19 protein-coding genes are annotated in these 18095 nt (G+C 69.7%); 7 read left to right on the top strand and 12 right to left on the bottom strand.

What is annotated here, in order from left to right; all coding sequences use genetic code 11:
- Window positions 1–12 precede the first annotated feature (12 nt).
- Together ACIHFB_RS02155 and ACIHFB_RS02150 are read right to left on the bottom strand one after the other, a co-directional pair.
- Window positions 13–966: a sugar ABC transporter permease gene (locus ACIHFB_RS02155; protein ID WP_365268681.1), complete on the bottom strand. Its 954-nt coding sequence runs from the start codon at window positions 964–966 to the stop codon at window positions 13–15.
- Complete coding sequence (locus tag ACIHFB_RS02150; RefSeq protein WP_365268678.1) at window positions 963–2372, bottom strand: extracellular solute-binding protein; 1410 nt, start codon at window positions 2370–2372, stop codon at window positions 963–965. The genes ACIHFB_RS02155 and ACIHFB_RS02150 overlap by 4 nt, the downstream gene beginning before the upstream one ends.
- 170 nt (window positions 2373–2542) lie before the next feature.
- Here ACIHFB_RS02150 and ACIHFB_RS02145 point away from each other — a divergent pair, with 170 nt between their 5' ends.
- Complete coding sequence (locus ACIHFB_RS02145; RefSeq protein WP_365268676.1) at window positions 2543–4093, top strand: GH32 C-terminal domain-containing protein; 1551 nt, start codon at window positions 2543–2545, stop codon at window positions 4091–4093.
- Window positions 4094–4241: 148 nt separating this feature from the next.
- Entirely contained in the window at window positions 4242–5216 is a 975-nt protein-coding gene (locus ACIHFB_RS02140) for a TauD/TfdA family dioxygenase (protein ID WP_365268673.1), read from the top strand.
- 2 nt (window positions 5217–5218) lie between these two features.
- Here the strand turns inward: ACIHFB_RS02140 and ACIHFB_RS02135 are convergent, their stop codons facing one another.
- Both ACIHFB_RS02135 and ACIHFB_RS02130 read right to left on the bottom strand, forming a co-directional pair.
- On the bottom strand, window positions 5219–6247 hold the full coding sequence (locus ACIHFB_RS02135; RefSeq protein WP_365268670.1) for an LLM class flavin-dependent oxidoreductase: 1029 nt from the start codon (window positions 6245–6247) through the stop codon (window positions 5219–5221).
- Between the two features lie 38 nt (window positions 6248–6285).
- Window positions 6286–7788, bottom strand: coding sequence for a metallophosphoesterase (locus ACIHFB_RS02130; RefSeq protein WP_365268667.1), 1503 nt, complete (start codon window positions 7786–7788; stop codon window positions 6286–6288).
- A 150-nt stretch (window positions 7789–7938) separates the two neighbouring features.
- On the opposite strand from ACIHFB_RS02130, the gene ACIHFB_RS02125 reads away from it, so the two are divergent.
- Window positions 7939–8553 (top strand): dihydrofolate reductase family protein, encoded by a 615-nt coding sequence (locus ACIHFB_RS02125; protein WP_365268665.1) that lies wholly within the window; start codon window positions 7939–7941, stop codon window positions 8551–8553.
- A 34-nt stretch (window positions 8554–8587) separates the two neighbouring features.
- Here ACIHFB_RS02125 and ACIHFB_RS02120 read toward each other — a convergent pair whose 3' ends face one another.
- Together ACIHFB_RS02120 and ACIHFB_RS02115 are read right to left on the bottom strand one after the other, a co-directional pair.
- Window positions 8588–9469 (bottom strand): MHYT domain-containing protein, encoded by an 882-nt coding sequence (locus ACIHFB_RS02120; protein ID WP_365268662.1) that lies wholly within the window; start codon window positions 9467–9469, stop codon window positions 8588–8590.
- Window positions 9470–9649: 180 nt separating this feature from the next.
- On the bottom strand, window positions 9650–10075 hold the full coding sequence (locus ACIHFB_RS02115) for a VOC family protein (protein ID WP_400124935.1): 426 nt from the start codon (window positions 10073–10075) through the stop codon (window positions 9650–9652).
- Window positions 10076–10193: 118 nt separating this feature from the next.
- Between ACIHFB_RS02115 and ACIHFB_RS02110 the strand changes: the two genes are divergently transcribed.
- Entirely contained in the window at window positions 10194–11207 is a 1014-nt protein-coding gene (locus tag ACIHFB_RS02110) for a WYL domain-containing protein (RefSeq protein ID WP_365268656.1), read from the top strand.
- Here ACIHFB_RS02110 and ACIHFB_RS02105 read toward each other — a convergent pair.
- Entirely contained in the window at window positions 11188–11775 is a 588-nt protein-coding gene (locus ACIHFB_RS02105; protein ID WP_400124934.1) for a TetR/AcrR family transcriptional regulator, read from the bottom strand. The genes ACIHFB_RS02110 and ACIHFB_RS02105 overlap by 20 nt on opposite strands.
- An 87-nt stretch (window positions 11776–11862) precedes the next feature.
- On the opposite strand from ACIHFB_RS02105, the gene ACIHFB_RS02100 reads away from it, so the two are divergent.
- Both ACIHFB_RS02100 and ACIHFB_RS02095 read left to right on the top strand, forming a co-directional pair.
- Window positions 11863–12294 carry a nuclear transport factor 2 family protein gene (locus ACIHFB_RS02100; protein ID WP_365268650.1) on the top strand — a complete coding sequence of 144 codons (432 nt, stop codon included), beginning with the start codon at window positions 11863–11865 and terminating at the stop codon, window positions 12292–12294.
- Window positions 12291–13154, top strand: coding sequence for an NAD(P)H-binding protein (locus ACIHFB_RS02095; RefSeq protein WP_400124933.1), 864 nt, complete (start codon window positions 12291–12293; stop codon window positions 13152–13154). The genes ACIHFB_RS02100 and ACIHFB_RS02095 overlap by 4 nt, the downstream gene beginning before the upstream one ends.
- Here ACIHFB_RS02095 and ACIHFB_RS02090 read toward each other — a convergent pair.
- The 5 genes from ACIHFB_RS02090 to ACIHFB_RS02070 form a co-directional block, all read right to left on the bottom strand.
- On the bottom strand, window positions 13147–14310 hold the full coding sequence (locus ACIHFB_RS02090; protein WP_400124932.1) for a glycoside hydrolase family 64 protein: 1164 nt from the start codon (window positions 14308–14310) through the stop codon (window positions 13147–13149). The genes ACIHFB_RS02095 and ACIHFB_RS02090 overlap by 8 nt on opposite strands.
- Window positions 14311–14497: 187 nt before the next feature.
- Window positions 14498–15253: a dienelactone hydrolase family protein gene (locus ACIHFB_RS02085; RefSeq protein WP_400124931.1), complete on the bottom strand. Its 756-nt coding sequence runs from the start codon at window positions 15251–15253 to the stop codon at window positions 14498–14500.
- 136 nt (window positions 15254–15389) lie between these two features.
- On the bottom strand, window positions 15390–16010 hold the full coding sequence (locus tag ACIHFB_RS02080; protein ID WP_365268641.1) for an L-threonylcarbamoyladenylate synthase: 621 nt from the start codon (window positions 16008–16010) through the stop codon (window positions 15390–15392).
- Between the two features lie 113 nt (window positions 16011–16123).
- Complete coding sequence (locus ACIHFB_RS02075; protein WP_365268638.1) at window positions 16124–17470, bottom strand: diacylglycerol kinase family protein; 1347 nt, start codon at window positions 17468–17470, stop codon at window positions 16124–16126.
- Window positions 17471–17593: 123 nt separating this feature from the next.
- Window positions 17594–17833 carry an alpha/beta hydrolase fold domain-containing protein gene (locus ACIHFB_RS02070; protein ID WP_365268636.1) on the bottom strand — a complete coding sequence of 80 codons (240 nt, stop codon included), beginning with the start codon at window positions 17831–17833 and terminating at the stop codon, window positions 17594–17596.
- Between the two features lies 1 nt (window position 17834).
- On the opposite strand from ACIHFB_RS02070, the gene ACIHFB_RS02065 reads away from it, so the two are divergent.
- Window positions 17835–18062 carry a hypothetical protein gene (locus tag ACIHFB_RS02065; RefSeq protein ID WP_365268633.1) on the top strand — a complete coding sequence of 76 codons (228 nt, stop codon included), beginning with the start codon at window positions 17835–17837 and terminating at the stop codon, window positions 18060–18062.
- The last annotated feature ends 33 nt before the right edge of the window (window positions 18063–18095 follow it).

Here is an 18095-nt window from a genome sequence, read left to right as displayed (position 1 = left end):
GACTCACCCGGCTCACTCGTAGTGGACGAAACGCCGGCTGAGCCGGAACTGGACGGCGGTGACCGCCATGATCAGCACGAACAGCAGCACGCCCACCGCGGACGCCTCACCGAAACGCAGCTGCTCGAACGCGGTCTCGTAGATGACCATCACCACGGTGCGGGTCGAGTCGCCGGGCCCGCCGTTGGTGAGCACATAGGGCTGCTCGAACACCTGGAGTGCGTTGATGATGCCGACCACCGACGCGACCAGCAGCGTGGGCGACAGCAGCGGCAGCGTGACCAGGAGGTGCTTGCGCAGACCCGTGGCACCGTCGAGCGCGGCGGCTTCGTGGACCTCCTTGGGGATGTTGTTCAGTCCTCCGACGAACAGCAGGAACGAGAACCCGAACTGCTGCCAGACATAGACCAGGACGACCGCTGCCATCGCCGCGTTCTCCGACGTCAGCCAGGGCACCGGAGCGATCCCGACCAGCCCGAGCACCCAGTTCACGACCCCGAAGTCCTGGTTGAACAGGTACTTCATCACCACCGAGATAGACGCGGCGGACAGCACCAGCGGGAAGAAGAACGCCGACCGGAACACCGAGCGCAGCCACACCGGCATCCGCCCGTTCACCGCCAGCGCCAGCACCAGGGCGATCAGCAGCTGCGACGCGACCGCGAGCACCATGAACACGAGCGTGTTCCGGAACGAGACCAGCACCGTCGAATCGCCGAAGACCTCACGGTAGTTGGCGGTCCCGGCGAAGGTCGGCGAGTCGATCACGTTCCAGTGGAACAGGCTCAGGACCACCGATCCGACGATGGGTACGACCGTGAAGACGACGATGCCGACGATCGTCGGCGCCAGGAACAGCGTGGCCAGCAGCCGCGTGCCGCGGGTGCGGAGGGAGGGTGGTGCGGCCTCGCCGGGCGGGGCCGCGGGACGTGGCGGTCGTACGGCGGGAATCCGGGTGTCGGTCATACGTCACGCTCCATGGCCTTCTCCAGGTCGCCCTGCATCCGGGCCAGCGCGCCACGCACCGAGCGCGGCGAGGCAAGGGCGGTTCCGGTGTGCTTGAGCAGCACCTGCTCGACCTCGGCGACCTGCGGCGGCGCGGGTATCGGCCCGGTGTCGGGGAACCGGTCGAGGGTGTCGTAGAAGACCCGCCAGTGCGCCGGGCCCGTTTCGGTGTAGCGCCCGGCCTCCAGCATCGAACGGCGGGCGGGTGTCGTCTGGTTGGTCTCGAACAGGCTGGTCAGGGTGGACCGGCGGGCGGCGTACTTGATGAACTCCCAGGCCTCGTCCTGCTTCTTCGACGTGCGCAGCAGCGCGTAGCCGGCCGCGCCGAACTGCATGCGCTGGGTGCGCCAGCGCGGGAAGTACTGCACATCGAATCCGTCGGCCTGCATGCCGGCCAGATGCAGACCGCCCGCCCAGAAGCCGCCGGCGGGCGTGACGCCGACCCGGCCGGTGGAGAACACGCCGATGAGGTTCTGGCCGTTGCCGCCCTCGGGGCGGGTGCACAGCCCGTCCCGGACGAGGGAGGCGAGGTAGTCGTACGCCTCCTCGACGCGGTCGTGGGTGGCCTGCGGGGTGGTCCAGCGGAAGCCGCCGCCGCGCCCGCTGCGCTCGGCGGCCGGGTAGAAGCCGTTCCAGAGCCAGCTGCCGCCCGGCGCCTTGGATTCGGCGAGCAGATTGGTGTCGTTGGCGAACAGCCAGGGCACCACGCCGCCCCACAGCCGGTTGGTCCAGAAGTACGGCGTGAACTGCGAGCCGCTCGACCGCTTCATGTCCCGCAGCAGCGCGGTGAAGTCGTCGCGGGTCCAGTCGGCGGCCGGAAAGTCCGCGCCCGCGCGCCTGAGCACCTGCTTGTTGAGGTACATGTCGGCGGCGTTGAACTCGACCGGCAACTGGTACAGGCTCCCCTCGTACATCATCGACTCCACCAGCGAGGGATGGACGTCGGCGAAGTACTCGCGCAGTTCGGCTGCGTCCCGCTTCACCCACCGGTCCAGCGGTACGCCGAGCCGCTGCGCGAACAACTGCACGCCCTCGGTGGCGACATAGACGAGGTCGGGGGCGATGCCCGCCGCGATCTGGGTGAGGATCTTCGCGAAGAAGTCCGACCAGTCGACGGCCTGCACCGCGTTGATCCGGAGCTTGATGTCGGGGTGGACCTTCTTGAAGCCCTCGGTGAGCGTGCGTACGGCCTCCGGTCCGTAGGCGGGACCGAGGGTGGCGACGACGAGGGAGCCGTCGTCCCGGCCGGGGATGTCGGCTCCGGTGAGCCGGTCCCAGCTCGCGGCGGTACCGGCCAGCGCGGCGGCTCCCGCGCCGTAGGCGCCGTACCGCAGCAGCGTGCGGCGAGTGACGTGCGAGTCGGTCATCGGACAGGGCCTAACTCGTGTTAGTTCTCGGTTGATGCCCAGATGATGCGAAGCGGTCCACGGGACTGTCAATACTCGTGAACCACTTGACCTTTAACGAGTTAGGTCGCACAGTCCTGATCCACATGAGCCGCCGTTCTGAACCTCGACGACGAGAGGAACGATGTGTGATGCGTGGATTGTCCAGGAGAGCGCTCTTCGCCGGTTCGGCGGCGGGCGCGGCGACCGCACTTCTGCCCGCCGCGAGCCCGGCCGCCGCGAAACCCAAGGCTGCCGCCACCTGCGCCAGTTACCGTGCCGAGTACCACTTCACGGTCCCGGACCAGTGGAAGAACGACCCGCAGCGACCGGTCTGGATCGACGGGGAGTACCGGTACTACTACCTGTACAACGCGGACTACTTCGCCGGCGTCGAAGGGACTGCCTGGCGCCTGGCGACCAGCACCGACCTGGTGTCCTTCACAGACCGAGGGGTCGCCGTGCCCAAGGACACGACGCCCAACGGCGACATCTGGTCGGGCTCGACGGTGGTGGACACGCACAACACCGCGGGCTTCGGTGCCGGTGCGGTGATCGTGATCGCCACCATGTCGCCCGGCGGCGGCACCGACCACCAGGAGCAGTTCCTGTACTACTCCACCGACGGCGGACGCACGTTCACCAACCACGGCACCGGCCCCGTGCTGGCAAGTCCGAGTGCGGGGGCCGACTTCCGTGACCCCAAGGTCATCCGCGACGAGGACCGCGACCGCTGGGTGATGGCGCTCGCCGAGGGCACCAAGGTGGGCTTCTACCACTCCGCCGATCTCAAGTCGTGGACGTACGCGGGCGGCTTCATCAAGGAGGGCATCGGCACTCTGGAGTGCCCCGACCTGTTCCGCATCACCGCCGAGGACAGCACCGTGCGGTGGGTGCTGGGCGTCAGCGCCAACGGAAAGGGCTCAGGGCTGCCCAACACCTACGCGTACTGGACGGGATCCTTCGACGGCAGCGCGTTCGCCGCCGACGCGGCCGACCCGCAGTGGCTCGACAACGGCTGGGACTGGTACGGAGCGGTCACCTTCGAGAAGCACGGGAGCGACGGCTCGGTGGACCCGTCCGTCCGCTACGCGATGGGCTGGCTGAACAACTGGGACTACGCGCACATCACGCCCACCATCGACTGCGACGGCTTCAACGGCACCGACTCGATCGTCCGGGAGATCATCCTGAAGCGAGCCCCCTCCGGAACGTACTACCTCGCCTCACAACCGGTCGCCACGCTGGACGACCACGTCTCCCGCACGGTGAACCTGGGCGACCTGGAGGTCACCGGCACCCGCGTGCTCGACTACCGGGGAACGGCCTACGAGGTGACCTGCGAGATCACCTGGGACCAACTCACGGGTGCCGGGCTCCAGTTGCGCCGTTCCCCCGACGGGGGCCGCCATGTCGACGTCGGGATCTACGGCGACTACGCCTTCCTCAACCGTCGCCCCACCGTGAACCCCGACGCCTCCGGCAGATGGCAGGAGAGCCACAGCCCCTTCGACCCGTCCGCCCGCACCGTGAAACTGCACATCCTGGTCGACCGTACGTCCGTCGAGATGTTCGTGGACGACGGCCGGTACGTGCACTCGTCGGAGGTCTTTCCGTATCTGATCGACACCGGGCTCGCGCTGTTCACGATCGACGGCACGGCGGTGTTCCACAACGTGGTGATCCGGGAGTTCACCGTCTGAGGTATCCCCGGGTGGGCATCGCGGCCCTGCGCGCCCGGAGATGACCACCGCATGAGGCCCTGTCGCCACGTGCCGCGAACGCTGTCACGATCTTCACGGAGCCGGCTCGAACCGGGCCGGCACGGACGGACGGATCATCGGAGCGCGCATGACGACGGACAGGGCCACGGCGGACGGGACGGAGCACGTCGCGGGGATCGAGGTGAAACCGGTCGCCGGGCACATCGGGGCGGAGATCACGGGCGTCGACCTGGGCGGTGACCTCGACGAGCCCGTGGTCGCCGCCATCCGGGAGGCCGTACTGCGCTGGAAGGTGGTGTTCTTCCGTGGGCAGCGGCTGGACCACGCCCGGCATGTGGCGTTCGCCCGGCGCTTCGGGGAGCCCGTCGTGCTGCGCAAACGCGGCAGCGCCTCCCCACCGGACGTCCCCGAGATCGAGACGACCGCCGACCGCCTGGAACTGGGCGGGCGGTTCGGCATGGAGCACGACGAGTGGCTTCAGCGCCGACGGCACACGCTGCTGCGCGGCTGGCACTGTGATCACGGCGCCCGTGTCGACCCGCCCGCCGCTACGATCCTGCGCGCCGAGTCCGTTCCGCCGTACGGCGGCGACACGACCTGGTCCAACCTGGCGGCGGCGTACGCCGGACTGTCCGGCCCCGTCCGGGAGTTCGTGGACGGACTCCGGGCCGAGCACCGGCTGGGCGTGGGATATCAGCCCCGGCCGGGGGACGACGCGTACATGCGGCATCTGCTGGACCATCAGGTCGCCTCGGTGCACCCGCTGGTGCGCGTTCACCCGGAGACGGCGGAGCGGGTGCTGTTCGTGAACGGTTACTACCTGGAGCAGATCGCCGGCCTCTCCCGCGCCGAGAGCCGGGCGATCCTGGACATGCTGCTGGAACAGGCGGTGCGGCCCGAGTACACGGTCCGCTTCCGCTGGGAGCCGGGCAGCGTCGCCTTCTGGGACAACCGGGCCACCATCCACCTGGCACCCGGCGACAACGCCCACCTCGGCTTCCCGCGGATCATGCACCGGGTGATGCTGGCCGGTGACGTGCCGGTCGGGGTCGACGGCAAGGCGTCCGAGCCGATCGTCGGGACCGAGCCCGGGCGTTGGTGAGGTCAGGCGGCCGGCTGCCAACCGAGCGCCGGGCCGAGCCTCGTCGCCATGTCCGTGAGGATCTGCACGTAGTCCTCGTGGTCGAAGGTGAACGGCAGCGCGAAGGCGACCTCGTCGACCTCTCGGAACGCGGCGTGCGCATGCAGCCGTTCGGCGAGCTGCGCGCTGGTGCCGACGAGGTCGGGTGCGAACATCAGGCGGGCCGGGCCCTGAGGTGATGTCGTACGAGGGGTTCGCCGGGCGGCGTACTCCTCGTACCTGGCGCGCTGTTCGGGCGTGGCCGAATCGGTGGGGATGACGACGAGGCCCTGGGAGACACGGGCGTCGTCGCCGTCGGGGTGGTGGGCGCGGAACATGCGGATGTGGGAGAGCTGGATCTCGGCGAAGTCCGCCGATTCATCGGGCCCTTCTGCCTTGACGACGCTGCTGGAGAGGAAGTTCATGCCGTGCTCGCCCGCCCACTGCGCCGAGCCCAGGCTCCCGCCGCCGTACCAGAGACGGCGGCCCAGACCGGGGGAGTGCGGCTGAACCCGGTCCGAGAACACCTCGAACCCCTCGGTCCCACGGAAACCGGTGGCCGGTTCACCGCGCACGAAGTCCAGCAGCCGCCGCACCCGTTCGTAGCTGAAGTCCTCCCGCTCGGCCGTGTCCGGGTACAGGGCTTCCTTGATCTGGTCGTAGTGCATCGGCGGGCCCACGCTGACCCCCGGGTTGAGTCGGCCGCCGGACAGCAGGTCGACCGTCGCCAGGTCCTCCGCCAGCCGCAGCGGGTTCTCCCAGCCGAGCGGGATGACCGCGGTGCCGAGCTCGATGCGGCGGGTGCGCTGCGAGGCGGCGGCAAGGACGGCGACGGGGGACGAGATGCCGTACTGGAGATGGCGGTGGCGGACCCACGCGCTGTCGAACCCGAGTCCTTCGCCCAACTCGATGATCTCCAGGGTCGATTCATGGCCCCGGCGCGGGTCGCTCTCGTCGAACAGCCCGATGGTCAGGAAGCCCAGCTTGCGCAAGGGGCGTGAAGTGGAAGGCACGAGTTCCTCCGGCGTCGTACGCCAGTTGTGTCCAGGGATCAGTGCAGGTCAATGGTGACGTCGTCCTCGACCGGTGGGTCGATCTCCTGGGCCCGGTTCCCGGTCGCGGCGTAGCAGCGCAGCCGTACCGACTCCGGGGTGACGTCCAGGCGCAGGAAACACTTGAAGAACGGCGGGCTGTACGTCGCCGAGCTCGGCGAGAACAGCTGTGTGTAGATCTTCCGCACGGGCAGCCGGAACCGCGAGGTGCGGTCGGGGCGGCGTCCGGTGCCCAGCAGCCCGGCGACCAGGCGGGTGCGCCATGTGATGCGGGCGTCCGGGGCGGGCGCGCGCCCCGGACGGATCTCCAGCCGCTCGGCGACGACGGCCGTGGCCTCGGCATCGGTGAGGGTGAAGAAGCGGCGCAGGCGCAGTCGGCGGCCGTACAGCTTGCTGTAGAAGGCCAGGGAGTCGCCGCGCAGCGGGTAGCAGCGGAATTCGTCCTCGGTGACGTTCGCGATGTCGACGCGCGGGATGGTGTGAGTGGCGTGCATGAACGCACCGCCGCCGCCCGCGACGACGTACTGGATGGTGCGGTCGTCCACCCGTACCGGGTAGCGCTGGTAGTTGTGGATGTCGCCGCCTATCGCCGCGACGTAGTGGTGGGCCGGATCGCGCACGACGTCGTCGACCGTGCCGCCTCCCTCGATCACGCAGGGGTCGTGCTTGCCGTCCACGTACAGGGGCGAACCCGTGATGAGGATCTTCGGGCGAGGCCCCTGGGACACCTCCCGCAGCCAGGCGCCCTGTTCGGCGTCGACGGTTCCGAGCAGGCCGGTGTCGATGCCTATGATCCGCACCGGTCCGGTGTCGATGGCCCAGTACGGGCCGGGCTGGACGGCCTGTTGGGCAGGGGAGGAGCGCAACGTCCGGGCCTCGGCGAGGCGTTGCCCGTCGTTCGCCCGCGGTCGGTGCCACAGCAGGGACCGCAGCCACGCCCGGCTCATCGGACGGGGCCGCGGCTCGGGCGCGAGGGCCGGGGCGTCGTCGCAGAAGACGCGCATGAAGGCGGCGAGGTCCTCGTACCAGTCGTGGTTGCCGGGTATCGCGTAGATGGGCGCCCGGTAGTCCTGGTACGGGCGGAAGAACTTGGTGCCGTAGTCGTCGGCGCTGCCCACCGGGTAGATCACGTCGCTGGCGAGGACGGCGAACCGGGTGTCCTGACCGATGTCCAACAGGCCGGGCACGACAGCGTATTGGGGGTCGTCGCCCTCACCGGTGTCGCCGATCACGAGGAACGAGAACCGGTCCGGGTCGTCGCGCCGGATCACCTTGTCGGCGGGCGCGCCGACGGCCGTGCGCTGCGCCACCCACCGGCTGCGCGTACCGCCCGTCGGGTCGCCGAACCAGGAGGCCAGCACGCCGTTGCGGGCGGCCCACAGCATCCTCGGGTCGAGCCACGAGATCTTCTCGACCTTGGACGGCATCAGCCGCCGGTACATGCCGGGTTCGGTGGTGCCCCAGCCGGCGCCTTCGGCGGTATCGCGTGAAGAGTCAGACACCGGTGAACCGTAACAACGATCTAGGCGAGCCTCGAAGGCGGCCGCGGTTGTGTCAACGCCGCCCGGCTCGCCGGGAGCGTCGAATGCGTCGGTTCCCGATCGACGCAAGAGTGAAGGCAGCACTTTCCAGGACTTCAGGAGCACCGCATCATGACCGTAACCGCGGATATGGCCATCTCCCTCGACGGCTACATCGCCGGCACCGATGTCGCCCTCGACAATCCGGGGGGTGACGGCGCCGAGCCGCTCTTCGAGTGGATCCACAACCTGGCGAGCTGGCGGGAACGCCAGGGCATGAGCGGCGGGGAGGAGAACCGCGACTCCGAGCTGATGCGGGAGTGGTTCGACGCCACCGGGGCGGTGGTCATGGGGCGGATGATGTACGACACGGGCGAGGAGTTCTGGGGCGAGAACCCGCCGTTCCGGGCCCCGGTCTTCGTGCTCACGCACCGCCCCCGGCCGACCCTCGTCAAGGAGGGCGGCACCACGTTCACCTTCGTCACCGACGGCATCCACAGCGCCCTCGACCAGGCGAGGGCAGCCGCCGGCGACGCCAACGTCGACATCGCGGGCGGAGCGAGCACGGTGCAGCAGTACCTCAGGGAGGGGCTCATCGACGAGCTCCAGCTGCATGTGGTGCCCGCGCTGCTGGGAGACGGGCTGCGGCTCTTCGAAGGAGGGGGCACCGGCCGGCGGGACCTCGAGTCGATCGGGGTCGTCGACACGCCCCTCGCCACCCACTTGAAGTACCGCTTCGTGAAGTGACCCGGCACGGACAGGGCTCGGCCCCGCCGGCCGTTCACCACTTGTGGCGGCTGCGCCCTGTCGCTTCCGGTTCCGGCTGACGCCATACGGGGCCGTCCTGAGCCTCGCGGACGGGGTTCGGACTCACAGCGGGCCGTGGGGAAGCGGCGGCCTTCCCGGGCGGCAGGTCGTTCCAATCGCCGTCGCCCAGCACCAGCAGCGGGTCGAACATCACCACCACCCCGGCCAGTACGAGGAAGATGAACGGCCCCACGAGCATGGGAAGCAGCAAAGAGGTGGGCGAGTCGCCGGCCCAGGAGGCGCCGGAGTTGCCGTGCACATGGACGCCCACCGCGGCCATGGCCGTGTAGTGCATCCCGGACACGGCCACGCCCATCACGAGACTCGCACCCAGGCTGGCGAGGAAGCCCCGGATGCTGACCGCCGCCCACAGTGCCGCGGTCGCGGCGACGATCGCGATCACCACGGAGAGGACGACGGTGAGGACGTCGTAGTGGACGGTGCCGCTGAGCCGGAGCGCCGCCATGCCCAGGTAATGCATGGCGGCGACCCCGAGACCGGTGATGACGCCCGCGACGGACAGCGTGACCTTGCTGGCGCCGAGGTAGCCCACGATGAAAACGCCGATGCCGACCACGACAACGGCCACAGCGAGGCTGAGGACCGTCAGACCCACGTCATAGCCGATCCGGGTTTCCTCGACCTGGAAACCGATCATGGCGATGAAGTGCATCGTCCAGATGCCGCAGCCGATCGACGTGGCGCCGAGCGCCAGCCAACCGGGCTTCCACGACTGTTCGTTGAGCAGGGATCGGACGATGCAGCGAAGCCCCAGTGCCCCTCCCAGGCAGGCCATGACATAGGCCGCCACCGGGGTCACCGCCCCATAGCGAAAACCATCTACCGTGCCTTCCATCTTCGCGAACTCCCCCCAGAGCCACGGATGTTGTGAAGGCAGGTCTACGTGTGACGGGCGAGTATTAGCAAGCCCTTACCGGTGGTTCGGGGGTGAACTCTGAAAATATCGTGAGTCAGCCCAGGTGACGCGGGTCGGAAACAGGCCACGGGCCCGCTTTTCGCGGCTGGGACGAGTCGTTCAGGACGGGTCGTACTCGCTGACGACGTCCACGACCCAGGTGACGCCGAACCGGTCCTTCAGCATTCCGTAGAGGGGCGCCCACTGCGCGGGCTCCAGCGGGCGCACGATGACCGCGCCGGCGGACAGCCTCTCCCAGTGCGTGGTGATCTCCTCGACCGTTTCGCCGCGCAGCGAGACGAAGAAGGCGTTCTCGCCCTGGTCCCACGGCAGGTGTGAGGGCACGTCGTACGCCATCACGCGGAAGCCGCTGTCGGCGGCCACCTGCCCCCACATCACCTGGTCCGCCTCGGACGGGTCCTGGACGTTTCCGGCGTCCTTGTAGGTGACCATGACGATCTGTCCGGCGAACACGGACTGGTAGAACGTGAGCGCCGCGCGGGCGTCACCCCGGAAGTTCAGGTGGGTCACAGCGTTGACGGGCATGACTGGCTCCTTGCTTCTCGATTCGGCGTGAGCGTCGGCTCTCTCGGCCCCGCTCATGGATCACCGTCGCAAGAGAAGCGGTCAGGATGTGGCCGCTTCTCCGGGCATCATGGGGACCATGCAGAAGACCTCAGCGCGGCTGCTGTCGTTGCTCTCGCTGCTCCAGGCACGCCGGGACTGGCCGGGGGTGCTCCTGGCCGAGCGGCTCGACATCAGCCCGCGTACGGTGCGACGTGACGTCGATCGGCTGCGCGAACTCGGCTATCCCATCGTGGCGTTCAAGGGGCCCGACGGCGGCTATCGGCTCGAAGCCGGTACGGAGCTGCCGCCGCTGCTGTTCGACGACGAGCAGGCCGTCGCCCTCGCCGTCGCCCTCCAGATTGCGATCACCACGGGTGCCGGTATCGAGGACGCCGCGGCACGCGCGCTGACCACGGTCCGGCAGGTCATGCCCGCCCGGCTGCGCCGTCGGATCGACACCCTCCAGGTCACCGCCGTCGAGCGGCCCGCGTCCCGATCGGTCCCACAGGTCGACAGCACGGTGCTCATGGCACTCAGCGCCGCCGTGCACGCCCGCGAGGTGCTGCGCTTCGACTACACGTCCTCACCGGGAGGCGGCGACGACGGCCCCGGAGTGACTCCTCCGCGCCGGGTGCAGCCCCACCACCTCGTCACCTGGGGCGGGCGCTGGTACCTCGTCGCCTGGGATCTCGACCGCGAGGGCTGGCGCACCTTCCGCGCGGACCGCATCACCCCGCGCATCCCCACAGGGCCGCGGTTCACTCCGCGGGAACTGCCCGGTGGTGATGTGGCCGCCTTCGTGGCGGGCAGGTTCCGCGGGTCCGACGGCACCGACGACTGGCCGTGCCGCGGCGAGGTCATCCTGGACCTGCCCGCCGCGGACGTGTCCCGTCACACCGTCGACGGAGTCGTCGAGGCGCTCGGCCCGGACCGCTGCCGCCTCGTCCTGGGGTCGTGGTCATGGCCCGCCCTGGCGGCCGGCATCGGCCGGTTCGACGCCGGGATCGAGGTCGTCGGCCCGGATGAACTCAGGGACGCCTTCGCCGAGTTGGCCCGCCGATACGCCGATGCCGCGGCCGAGCCGCTGCCTCTCAACTCGCCCGACCTGTAAGGACGTTGGCGGTGAAGGCGGCCAACTCCGCCCGCAACTCCTCACGCGTCATGTGCCGGCGGTCGGCCAGGTGGGCGACGAGGTCGGCGCGGACCGCCGCGAGCAGTGCGTGCGCGGCGAAGTCGCTGCCGGTGAAGCCGGGGATCCGGTCGAGGACGTCCCGGATCGTGGCGTGCCACCACTCGTAGTGCGCCGCCTGGTACGGGCTGTCGGAACCCGTCGCCTCCAGGGCCAGTGAGAGGTGCCGGTGGTCGAGCTTGAAGCGCAGGAGGGCGTCCAGCAGGGCGGGGACCCGTTCGGCGGGCGGGGTGTCGGGGCCCAGGGGAGGGGGGCCGTCGGTCACGGCTTGGTGGACCGGTTCGAGGCGGGCCGCGTACAGCGCCTGGATCAGGCCGGTGCGATCGCCGTACCCGCGGAAGAGGGTCGCCTTGCCGACTCCGGCCGCGGCCGCGATGTCGGCCATGGTCACGGCGTCCGGGCTGTCGCACTCGGCGAACAGTGCATCCGCCGCGGTCAGTACGGCCTCGCGGTTGCGGGCGGCGTCCACCCGGGGTTTGCGCTCGGGCACGGCGGTCCTCTCCTGAAAAAACGGACCCGGGGTCCGTATAGTTCGAGAAGCGGACCCGAGGTCCGTATTCTACTGGACGGAGTCCTCATGACCACCCATGAGCACCCGGCGGACCTCTTCCGCCACAGCCTCGCCCTGCTCCTCGACAAGGACATCCCCGCCTGGCTCGGCCTCTGGGCCGACCACGGAGTCATGGCGTTCCCCTTCGCTCCCGAAGGCTGGCCGCGGCGGCTGGAAGGCAGGACCGCCATCGCCGACTACATGCGCGACTACTCCGAGCACATCGACCTCCATGAGTTCCCCTCGCTGGAGATCCACCGGACCGTCGATCCCCGGATCATCGTCGTCGAGATGCGCGGCACGGGGCGGGTGGTGCAGAGCGGAGACCCCTTCGACATGACCTACATCGCCGTGGTCACCGTCGAGGACGGCCTGATCACGCACTACCGCGACTACTGGAACCCGCTCGCCCTCCCGCAGGACGGCGCAGCCGACTTCACCCGGGGTGCGGCCTCATGACCACCGTCGCGCACACGCTGGTCATCGGAGCCACCGGCACCACCGGCAGCCGCCTCGTCTCCCGACTCGCCGCACGCGGCCACCGGGTCAGCGCCGCAAGCCGGCGCCCCACCGCTGTCGACGGAGCCCGGCCCGTCCGCTTCGACTGGTACGACTCCACGACCTACGCCGATGCCCTGCGCGGAGCCGATCGGGTCTATCTCGTCCCGCCGTTGGGCTCGGCCGAGCCCGGCACCACCGTGCCGCCCTTCCTGGAACAGGCTCGCGCCGCCGGAGTGCGACGTGCCGTGCTGCTCAGCTCCTCGGCCGTTCCCGCGGGCGGCCCCGCCACCGGGGAGATACATCTGGCGCTGCCCGGCCTGTTCGACGAGTGGGCGGTTCTGCGGCCCTCCTGGTTCATGCAGAACTTCACGGGCAACCACCTGCACGCGCAGAGCATCCGCGAGGACGGCATGTTCTGGACGGCGACGGGCGAGGGGCGCGTCGCCTTCGTCGACGCCGATGACATCGCCGAGGTCGCCGCCCATGCACTGACCGACGGCCCCGCGCCCAACACCGACCTCCTCATCACCGGCCCCGAGGCGCTGAGCCACGGCGAGATCGCCACCACGCTGACGGCGGTGACCGGACGCCCGGTCACCCACCGGCACTTCACGCACGAGCAGTTGCACGACCGACTGGCCGAGAGCATGCCGGCCGCGTTCGCGACGTTCCTGGTCGGCCTCGACAGGGCCATCGCCGACGGAGCCGAGGACCGCACCACCGACACCGTTCAGCGCATCACCGGGCGTCCGCCCCGCACCTTTCGTGCGCACGCGGAGCTGGTGACGGGTCCGCCGCTGCCCGACCGGCTCAGCTGAACGGATCCAGCGTGAGATAGGCCTGCTGCGGATTTCCGTCGTGGACGAGTGACTCGTGCTGGCCCACGTCGTCGAAGGCGAACGCGTACGCCTTGCCGTCGGCCATCTGCGCGTGGATCAGACGGGCGTAGTGGTTGGTCACCGAGTCCTGGTAGAAGTTCGCCGACGACGTGTCCGGCTGGTTCGGATTGCTGAGCAGCGTGGAACGGTTGAAGCCGGCGCACAGCGTGCGTGAAATCGGCCCGCGCACCAGGTCGTTGGGAGCGTCGAGCAGCTTGTGGCAGCCGAAGATGCTGTCCGCGTCCGGCTTCTGGAAGCTGGTGACGACGGCTCCGGAGCTGTTGGTGAAGTTCATGACCCCGCCCGACACCCGGCCGAAGTACTTGGTGTTCGGCTGGTCGGCGAACGGCGTCACCGTCAGCGTGGAGCCGGCGTACTTCTGCCAGACGCGATTGATGTAGTCGTCCATCACCGTGGCCGGAATGGCGCCGGCCCCCACTCCGTGACCGGGCGAGAGGGCCCGCAGCACGGTGCCGTCGGACCGCGTCTGCACGAGACCGGACCAGCCGCCCGCCTGTCCGCGCAGGCCGTTGAGGACCGCGTTGTAGCCGCCCGACTTGAGGTGCCCGGTGGTGGCCGTGCTGCCGTCGGCGCGCTTGACGCCCACCGCGTACGGCGCGGAGAACATGTCGACCTGCGTGCTGTTGAGCCACAGGCCGGAGTCGTTGAGCGTGTACTCGGACCAGTTGAAGAGGATGTTGCGGTTCGGGTCGCTCGGGTTCTGTACGGCCGGCTGCACCAACCCGCCGGTCGTCAGCCTGAAGTCGAGCTTCTGGCCGTACGAGAAGTAGATCCGTCCCGAGAACTTGGGGATCCGGATCGTCTTCGACTGTCCGGCCGTCGGTCCCGCGATGGATGCGTCTGGTGCGGGCGTCGGCGGGTTGCCGCCGGCGGGCCATGGATGGAACGTGCCGTTCGCGTCCGCCCAGCCCTGCTGACCCGTCGTCAGCAAGGTGCCGAGGTTGTAGACGTAGACCGGCTCGCCGCGGCCGGAGTTGTTGGTGACGTTCAGGGGAATCGTGTCGGGCACCGCCTGTGCGGGCGACGGTGCCCCGAACATGAACAGCGCGCCCAGCAGGGCGGTTGTCGCCGCCATGGCTGAGAACCGGTGGGACGGGCGTCCTGGCACTCTCCACCTCCGTGGGGGGCTTCTACTCGGGGAGAATTGGTCCGTACCTGTTGTGAGAGCGCTCTCAGCGTTGCGCTGCGACGCGGTCATGTCAACAAGTGGTGCGGAAAAGGGGCGGCACGCACGCGTGCCGCCCGCCCCTCGGAAGGTCTCCTCAGAAAGTGCGATCGAGCAGGTCGAGCAGTGCTGCCCAGTGCCGCTCGTCACCTTCGCGGTGGTACGCGGACGTGTCGGACTGCGTGTACCCGTGGTGGGCGCCGGGATAGACCTCGCAGTGGTGCCGGACACCTGCCGTGGTCAGTGCGTCCTCCAGGCGCTTGATCTGCTCGGCGGGCAGCGACGGGTCCTCGTCGGCGTGACCGAAATACAGCTCGGCGGTGATGTGTTCGGCCAGCAGGTGCGGACTGTCCGGGCCGTCGGTCGCCAGGCGTCCGCCGTGGAAACCCGCCGCCGCGGCGACCCGCTCCGGATACGTACCGGCGGTGCGCAGCGCCAGCCCGGCTCCCATGCAGTACCCAGTGATCGCGACCGGTCCGTCGGCCACCACCGGGCTGTCGGCCAGCCAGCGCAGATAGGCATCGGCGTCCTGCATCGCCCGCTCGGGTGTCAGAGCCTGCATGACCGGGACGATCTGCTCGAAGAGCGCCGGACGCGACGCGTCGTCGATGAACTCCGGCAGCTCGAAGACCGGCGCACGCCCGTGGCGGTAGAACACGTTCGGCACGAGCACCGTGTAACCGGCCTCGGCGAGCCGGTCGGCCATCGCGTTGAGCCGCGGGCGCACTCCGAAGGCGTCCATGTACAGCAGGACCGCCGGATGAGGGGTCCCGTCGCCGGGGTGGCTCAGGTAGGCGTCGGCGGTGCCGTCCTCGGTGGGAATGTCGACGGTGGTTCCCTGTACGGCGGTCATGGCGGGGGCTGCCTCTCTGCGTGGGGGAGTCGATGAGGGCCGGCCCGTGCGAGAGGCCCGGCCCGGGCCATCGTTACACGCACGGTTAAGGGTGATCCCTGCGGGATCCTCACCGCCTTCTTACTCGAACCGCGTCCTACTCGAACCGCGCCAGGTCGCCCGCCCCGCGCCGTACGATCTCGGCCTCGCCGCCCGAGAAGTCGATGACCGTCGTCGGCTCGGTCCCGCAGTCCCCGGAGTCCACGACCGCGTCGAGCATGTGGTCGAGCCGGTCCTTGATCTCCCAGCCCTGGGTCATCGGCTCGTCCTCGTCGGGCAGCAGCAGCGTGCTGGACAGCAGCGGCTCACCCAGCTCGGCGAGCAGGGCCTGGGTGACGACATGATCGGGGATGCGCACACCGACGGTCTTCTTCTTCGGGTGCTGGAGCATGCGCGGCACCTCCTTCGTCGCGGGCAGGATGAAGGTGTAACTGCCGGGCGTCGACGCCTTGATCGCGCGGAACACGTCCTTGTCGACGCGTACGAACTGGCCGAGCTGCGCGAAGTCCTGGCACACGAGGGTGAAGTGGTGCCGGTCGTCCAGGTGGCGGATCGTACGGATCCGCTCGATGCCGTCCCGGCTGCCCAGCCGGCAGCCGAGCGCATAGCAGGAGTCGGTCGGATAAGCGATGAGCGCACCCGAGCGGACGCTGTCGGCGACCTGAGCGATGGTGCGCGGCTGGGGGTTGTCGGGGTGCACGTCGAAGTACTTCGCCATCCGCTGAGCTTATGCGCTCGCCGCACGGTGTCCGCTCATTCACCCGGGTACGGCAGCGCACCTTCCGCCACGTCCGCCGCGCTGTGCGTCGAAGGGCCGGCCCTTCGGCCCGTTCACGCCGCGCGGGCATGCCGGGTCGCGAAGGCGAGTTGCCCCACTCTGCGCCAGCTCAGGTGCGGCTTCGCCGAGAACGCGGCCTGCCGATGCCGCGGCACCCGCACACGCAGTGCCCCCGGCCGGATCCGGCAGCGGACGGGCGTGGGCAGGGTGAGCGCCTCGCCGTCGACGCCGACCGGGATCTCCGCGGTGTCGGCTTCGATGACCGCCTCCTGCGACGTCAGAGCCGTCAGTCCGGAGGCTCCCGCGCCGCGGAGCATGCCCGCGGCCTGGGCCGCGTTGTCGACGGTGACGCCGAGGACGCCCAGGACCCCGGAGTCCAGCCGGGGGCGGCGTCCGAGACCGGCGGAATCGCCCATGCGATACGGGTTGTTGCTCACCAGGACGGCCTGCGGGGCGTCGATGGTCACGTTCGCGGCGTGGACGGTCAGCCGCGGGCCGGCCTGGTGGGTCAGGAGGTCGGGCAGCGCGCGCAGGATGGTGGGGACCTTGTCGTCCCGGTAGGCGGGGCTCTGCACGACGGCGGCGTACGTACCGAACGAGGCGTTGTTGACGAAGACACGGTCCCCGATGACACCGAGGTCGACCCGGATTTCGACGCCGTCCGTCAGGGCGTCCAGGCAGGTCGACGGGTCGTCGCGGTCCAGGCCGAGATCCAGGGCGAAGTGGTTGCGGGTGCCGGCCGAGACGACCATGAACGGCACGTCGTGCTGAGCGGCCACACCGGCGACCAGGGCCTGCGTGCCGTCGCCGCCGGCGACTCCCAGGAGGTCGGCGCCGTCGGCCAGGGCCTCCTGGGCCAGTCCGGAGACATCCTGGGGATGGGCCGGATCGAGCACCACGACCTCGGCCCCGAGCCTCTGGGCCTTGGCGACGAGGTCGAATCTGCCGACCTTTCCGCCGCCCGAGCGCGGGTTCATGATCAGGAATGGCCGCTTCGGGGGCGCGGCGGAGTGCTCCACCGCACGGATCGGCCGGGCGTCCATGCCCAGCGCGGCTCTCGCGGCGAGTGCCGCGCCCGCCCACAGCACCAGGGACAGTGCCACGGGCCAGAGCAGACCGATCAGGGCGTAGTGCACCAGCAGGGCGACCGGAACCGCCAGGGCCAGCATGACCGCGAGCGCCCGCAGCAGTCCCCGGTGGGCCAGGGCCCACCACACCGCCGCCGCCGTGACGGCGAGCCCGGCCGCCCCGAGAGCCAGTACGGCGATGCCCCTGAGCCCGGCGGCCACCAGCAGGTTCAGCACCGCCGCGGCCGCGGTCACCAGGGCCAGACGCGCCGTCCAGTGCATGGCACGGTCGGGGTCCCGGGACGTGGCCGTCGTGTTCTTCGCGCCGCGCATGGGTTCATCCCATCGCCGATGCCCGGGCTCCGCCTCACCTGTTCCAGGTGAGGCGGAGCGGCTCGGACGGTGCTGATCATGCTTCAGGGGCCAACGCAAACCCCCGATGATCACGTGGGGGCCCTACCGCTGGGCATTCAGAGGCCGGCAGCGAAAACGGTGCACGCCCTCGACGATCGCCTCATACATTTCCGGGACGGCGGACCGGAGCATCGGATCGCCCGCGTGGCTCGTCCCGGCCACGGTCCGTGACGCTGCCTCGACCCCGGCCTCGACGAGACGGCGGTGGTAGACCAGCCCCTCGTCACGCAGCGGGTCGAGCTCGTTGACGGAGATGGTGTGCGGCGGCGACGACCCCGCCACGATGATCCGTGCCTCCTGGCGCGCTCAGGACGAATTCCTGGCCGTCGTCTCCGGACTCGTCGACGAACAGGACCTGCACCGATACGGCGCCCTGCTCCTCACCGGCGTCAGCGGCATCATCAGCGCAGAACTGAGCGGCCACTTCAGCACCGGGAATTGGCGCACCTCCGCCGACGAACTCGTCGACACCCTCGTCACGATCATCGCCGACGGACGGCCCCGCACCTGAGCCTGTTCTTGAGCACGGCCAGGACCGAGCCGG

Origin of the sequence: Streptomyces sp. NPDC051963 (assembly GCF_044593495.1) — a bacterium.
GTDB lineage: Bacteria > Actinomycetota > Actinomycetes > Streptomycetales > Streptomycetaceae > Streptomyces.
This window is presented reverse-complemented; position numbering and strand designations above follow the sequence as displayed.

What these genes read in the sequence shown, in the direction of transcription:
- ACIHFB_RS02155 (WP_365268681.1), bottom strand. Translation starts at nt 966, where the DNA reads ATGACCGACACCCGGATTCCCGCCGTACGACCGCCACGTCCCGCGGCC.
- ACIHFB_RS02090 (WP_400124932.1), bottom strand. Translation starts at nt 14,310, where the DNA reads ATGGCGGCGACAACCGCCCTGCTGGGCGCGCTGTTCATGTTCGGGGCA.
- ACIHFB_RS02095 (WP_400124933.1), top strand. Translation starts at nt 12,291, where the DNA reads ATGACCACCGTCGCGCACACGCTGGTCATCGGAGCCACCGGCACCACC.
- ACIHFB_RS02125 (WP_365268665.1), top strand. Translation starts at nt 7,939, where the DNA reads ATGACCGTAACCGCGGATATGGCCATCTCCCTCGACGGCTACATCGCC.
- ACIHFB_RS02145 (WP_365268676.1), top strand. Translation starts at nt 2,543, where the DNA reads ATGCGTGGATTGTCCAGGAGAGCGCTCTTCGCCGGTTCGGCGGCGGGC.
- ACIHFB_RS02140 (WP_365268673.1), top strand. Translation starts at nt 4,242, where the DNA reads ATGACGACGGACAGGGCCACGGCGGACGGGACGGAGCACGTCGCGGGG.
- ACIHFB_RS02065 (WP_365268633.1), top strand. Translation starts at nt 17,835, where the DNA reads ATGATCCGTGCCTCCTGGCGCGCTCAGGACGAATTCCTGGCCGTCGTC.
- ACIHFB_RS02085 (WP_400124931.1), bottom strand. Translation starts at nt 15,253, where the DNA reads ATGACCGCCGTACAGGGAACCACCGTCGACATTCCCACCGAGGACGGC.
- ACIHFB_RS02115 (WP_400124935.1), bottom strand. Translation starts at nt 10,075, where the DNA reads ATGCCCGTCAACGCTGTGACCCACCTGAACTTCCGGGGTGACGCCCGC.
- ACIHFB_RS02075 (WP_365268638.1), bottom strand. Translation starts at nt 17,470, where the DNA reads ATGCGCGGCGCGAAGAACACGACGGCCACGTCCCGGGACCCCGACCGT.
- ACIHFB_RS02100 (WP_365268650.1), top strand. Translation starts at nt 11,863, where the DNA reads ATGACCACCCATGAGCACCCGGCGGACCTCTTCCGCCACAGCCTCGCC.
- ACIHFB_RS02120 (WP_365268662.1), bottom strand. Translation starts at nt 9,469, where the DNA reads ATGGAAGGCACGGTAGATGGTTTTCGCTATGGGGCGGTGACCCCGGTG.
- ACIHFB_RS02150 (WP_365268678.1), bottom strand. Translation starts at nt 2,372, where the DNA reads ATGACCGACTCGCACGTCACTCGCCGCACGCTGCTGCGGTACGGCGCC.
- ACIHFB_RS02110 (WP_365268656.1), top strand. Translation starts at nt 10,194, where the DNA reads ATGCAGAAGACCTCAGCGCGGCTGCTGTCGTTGCTCTCGCTGCTCCAG.
- ACIHFB_RS02080 (WP_365268641.1), bottom strand. Translation starts at nt 16,010, where the DNA reads ATGGCGAAGTACTTCGACGTGCACCCCGACAACCCCCAGCCGCGCACC.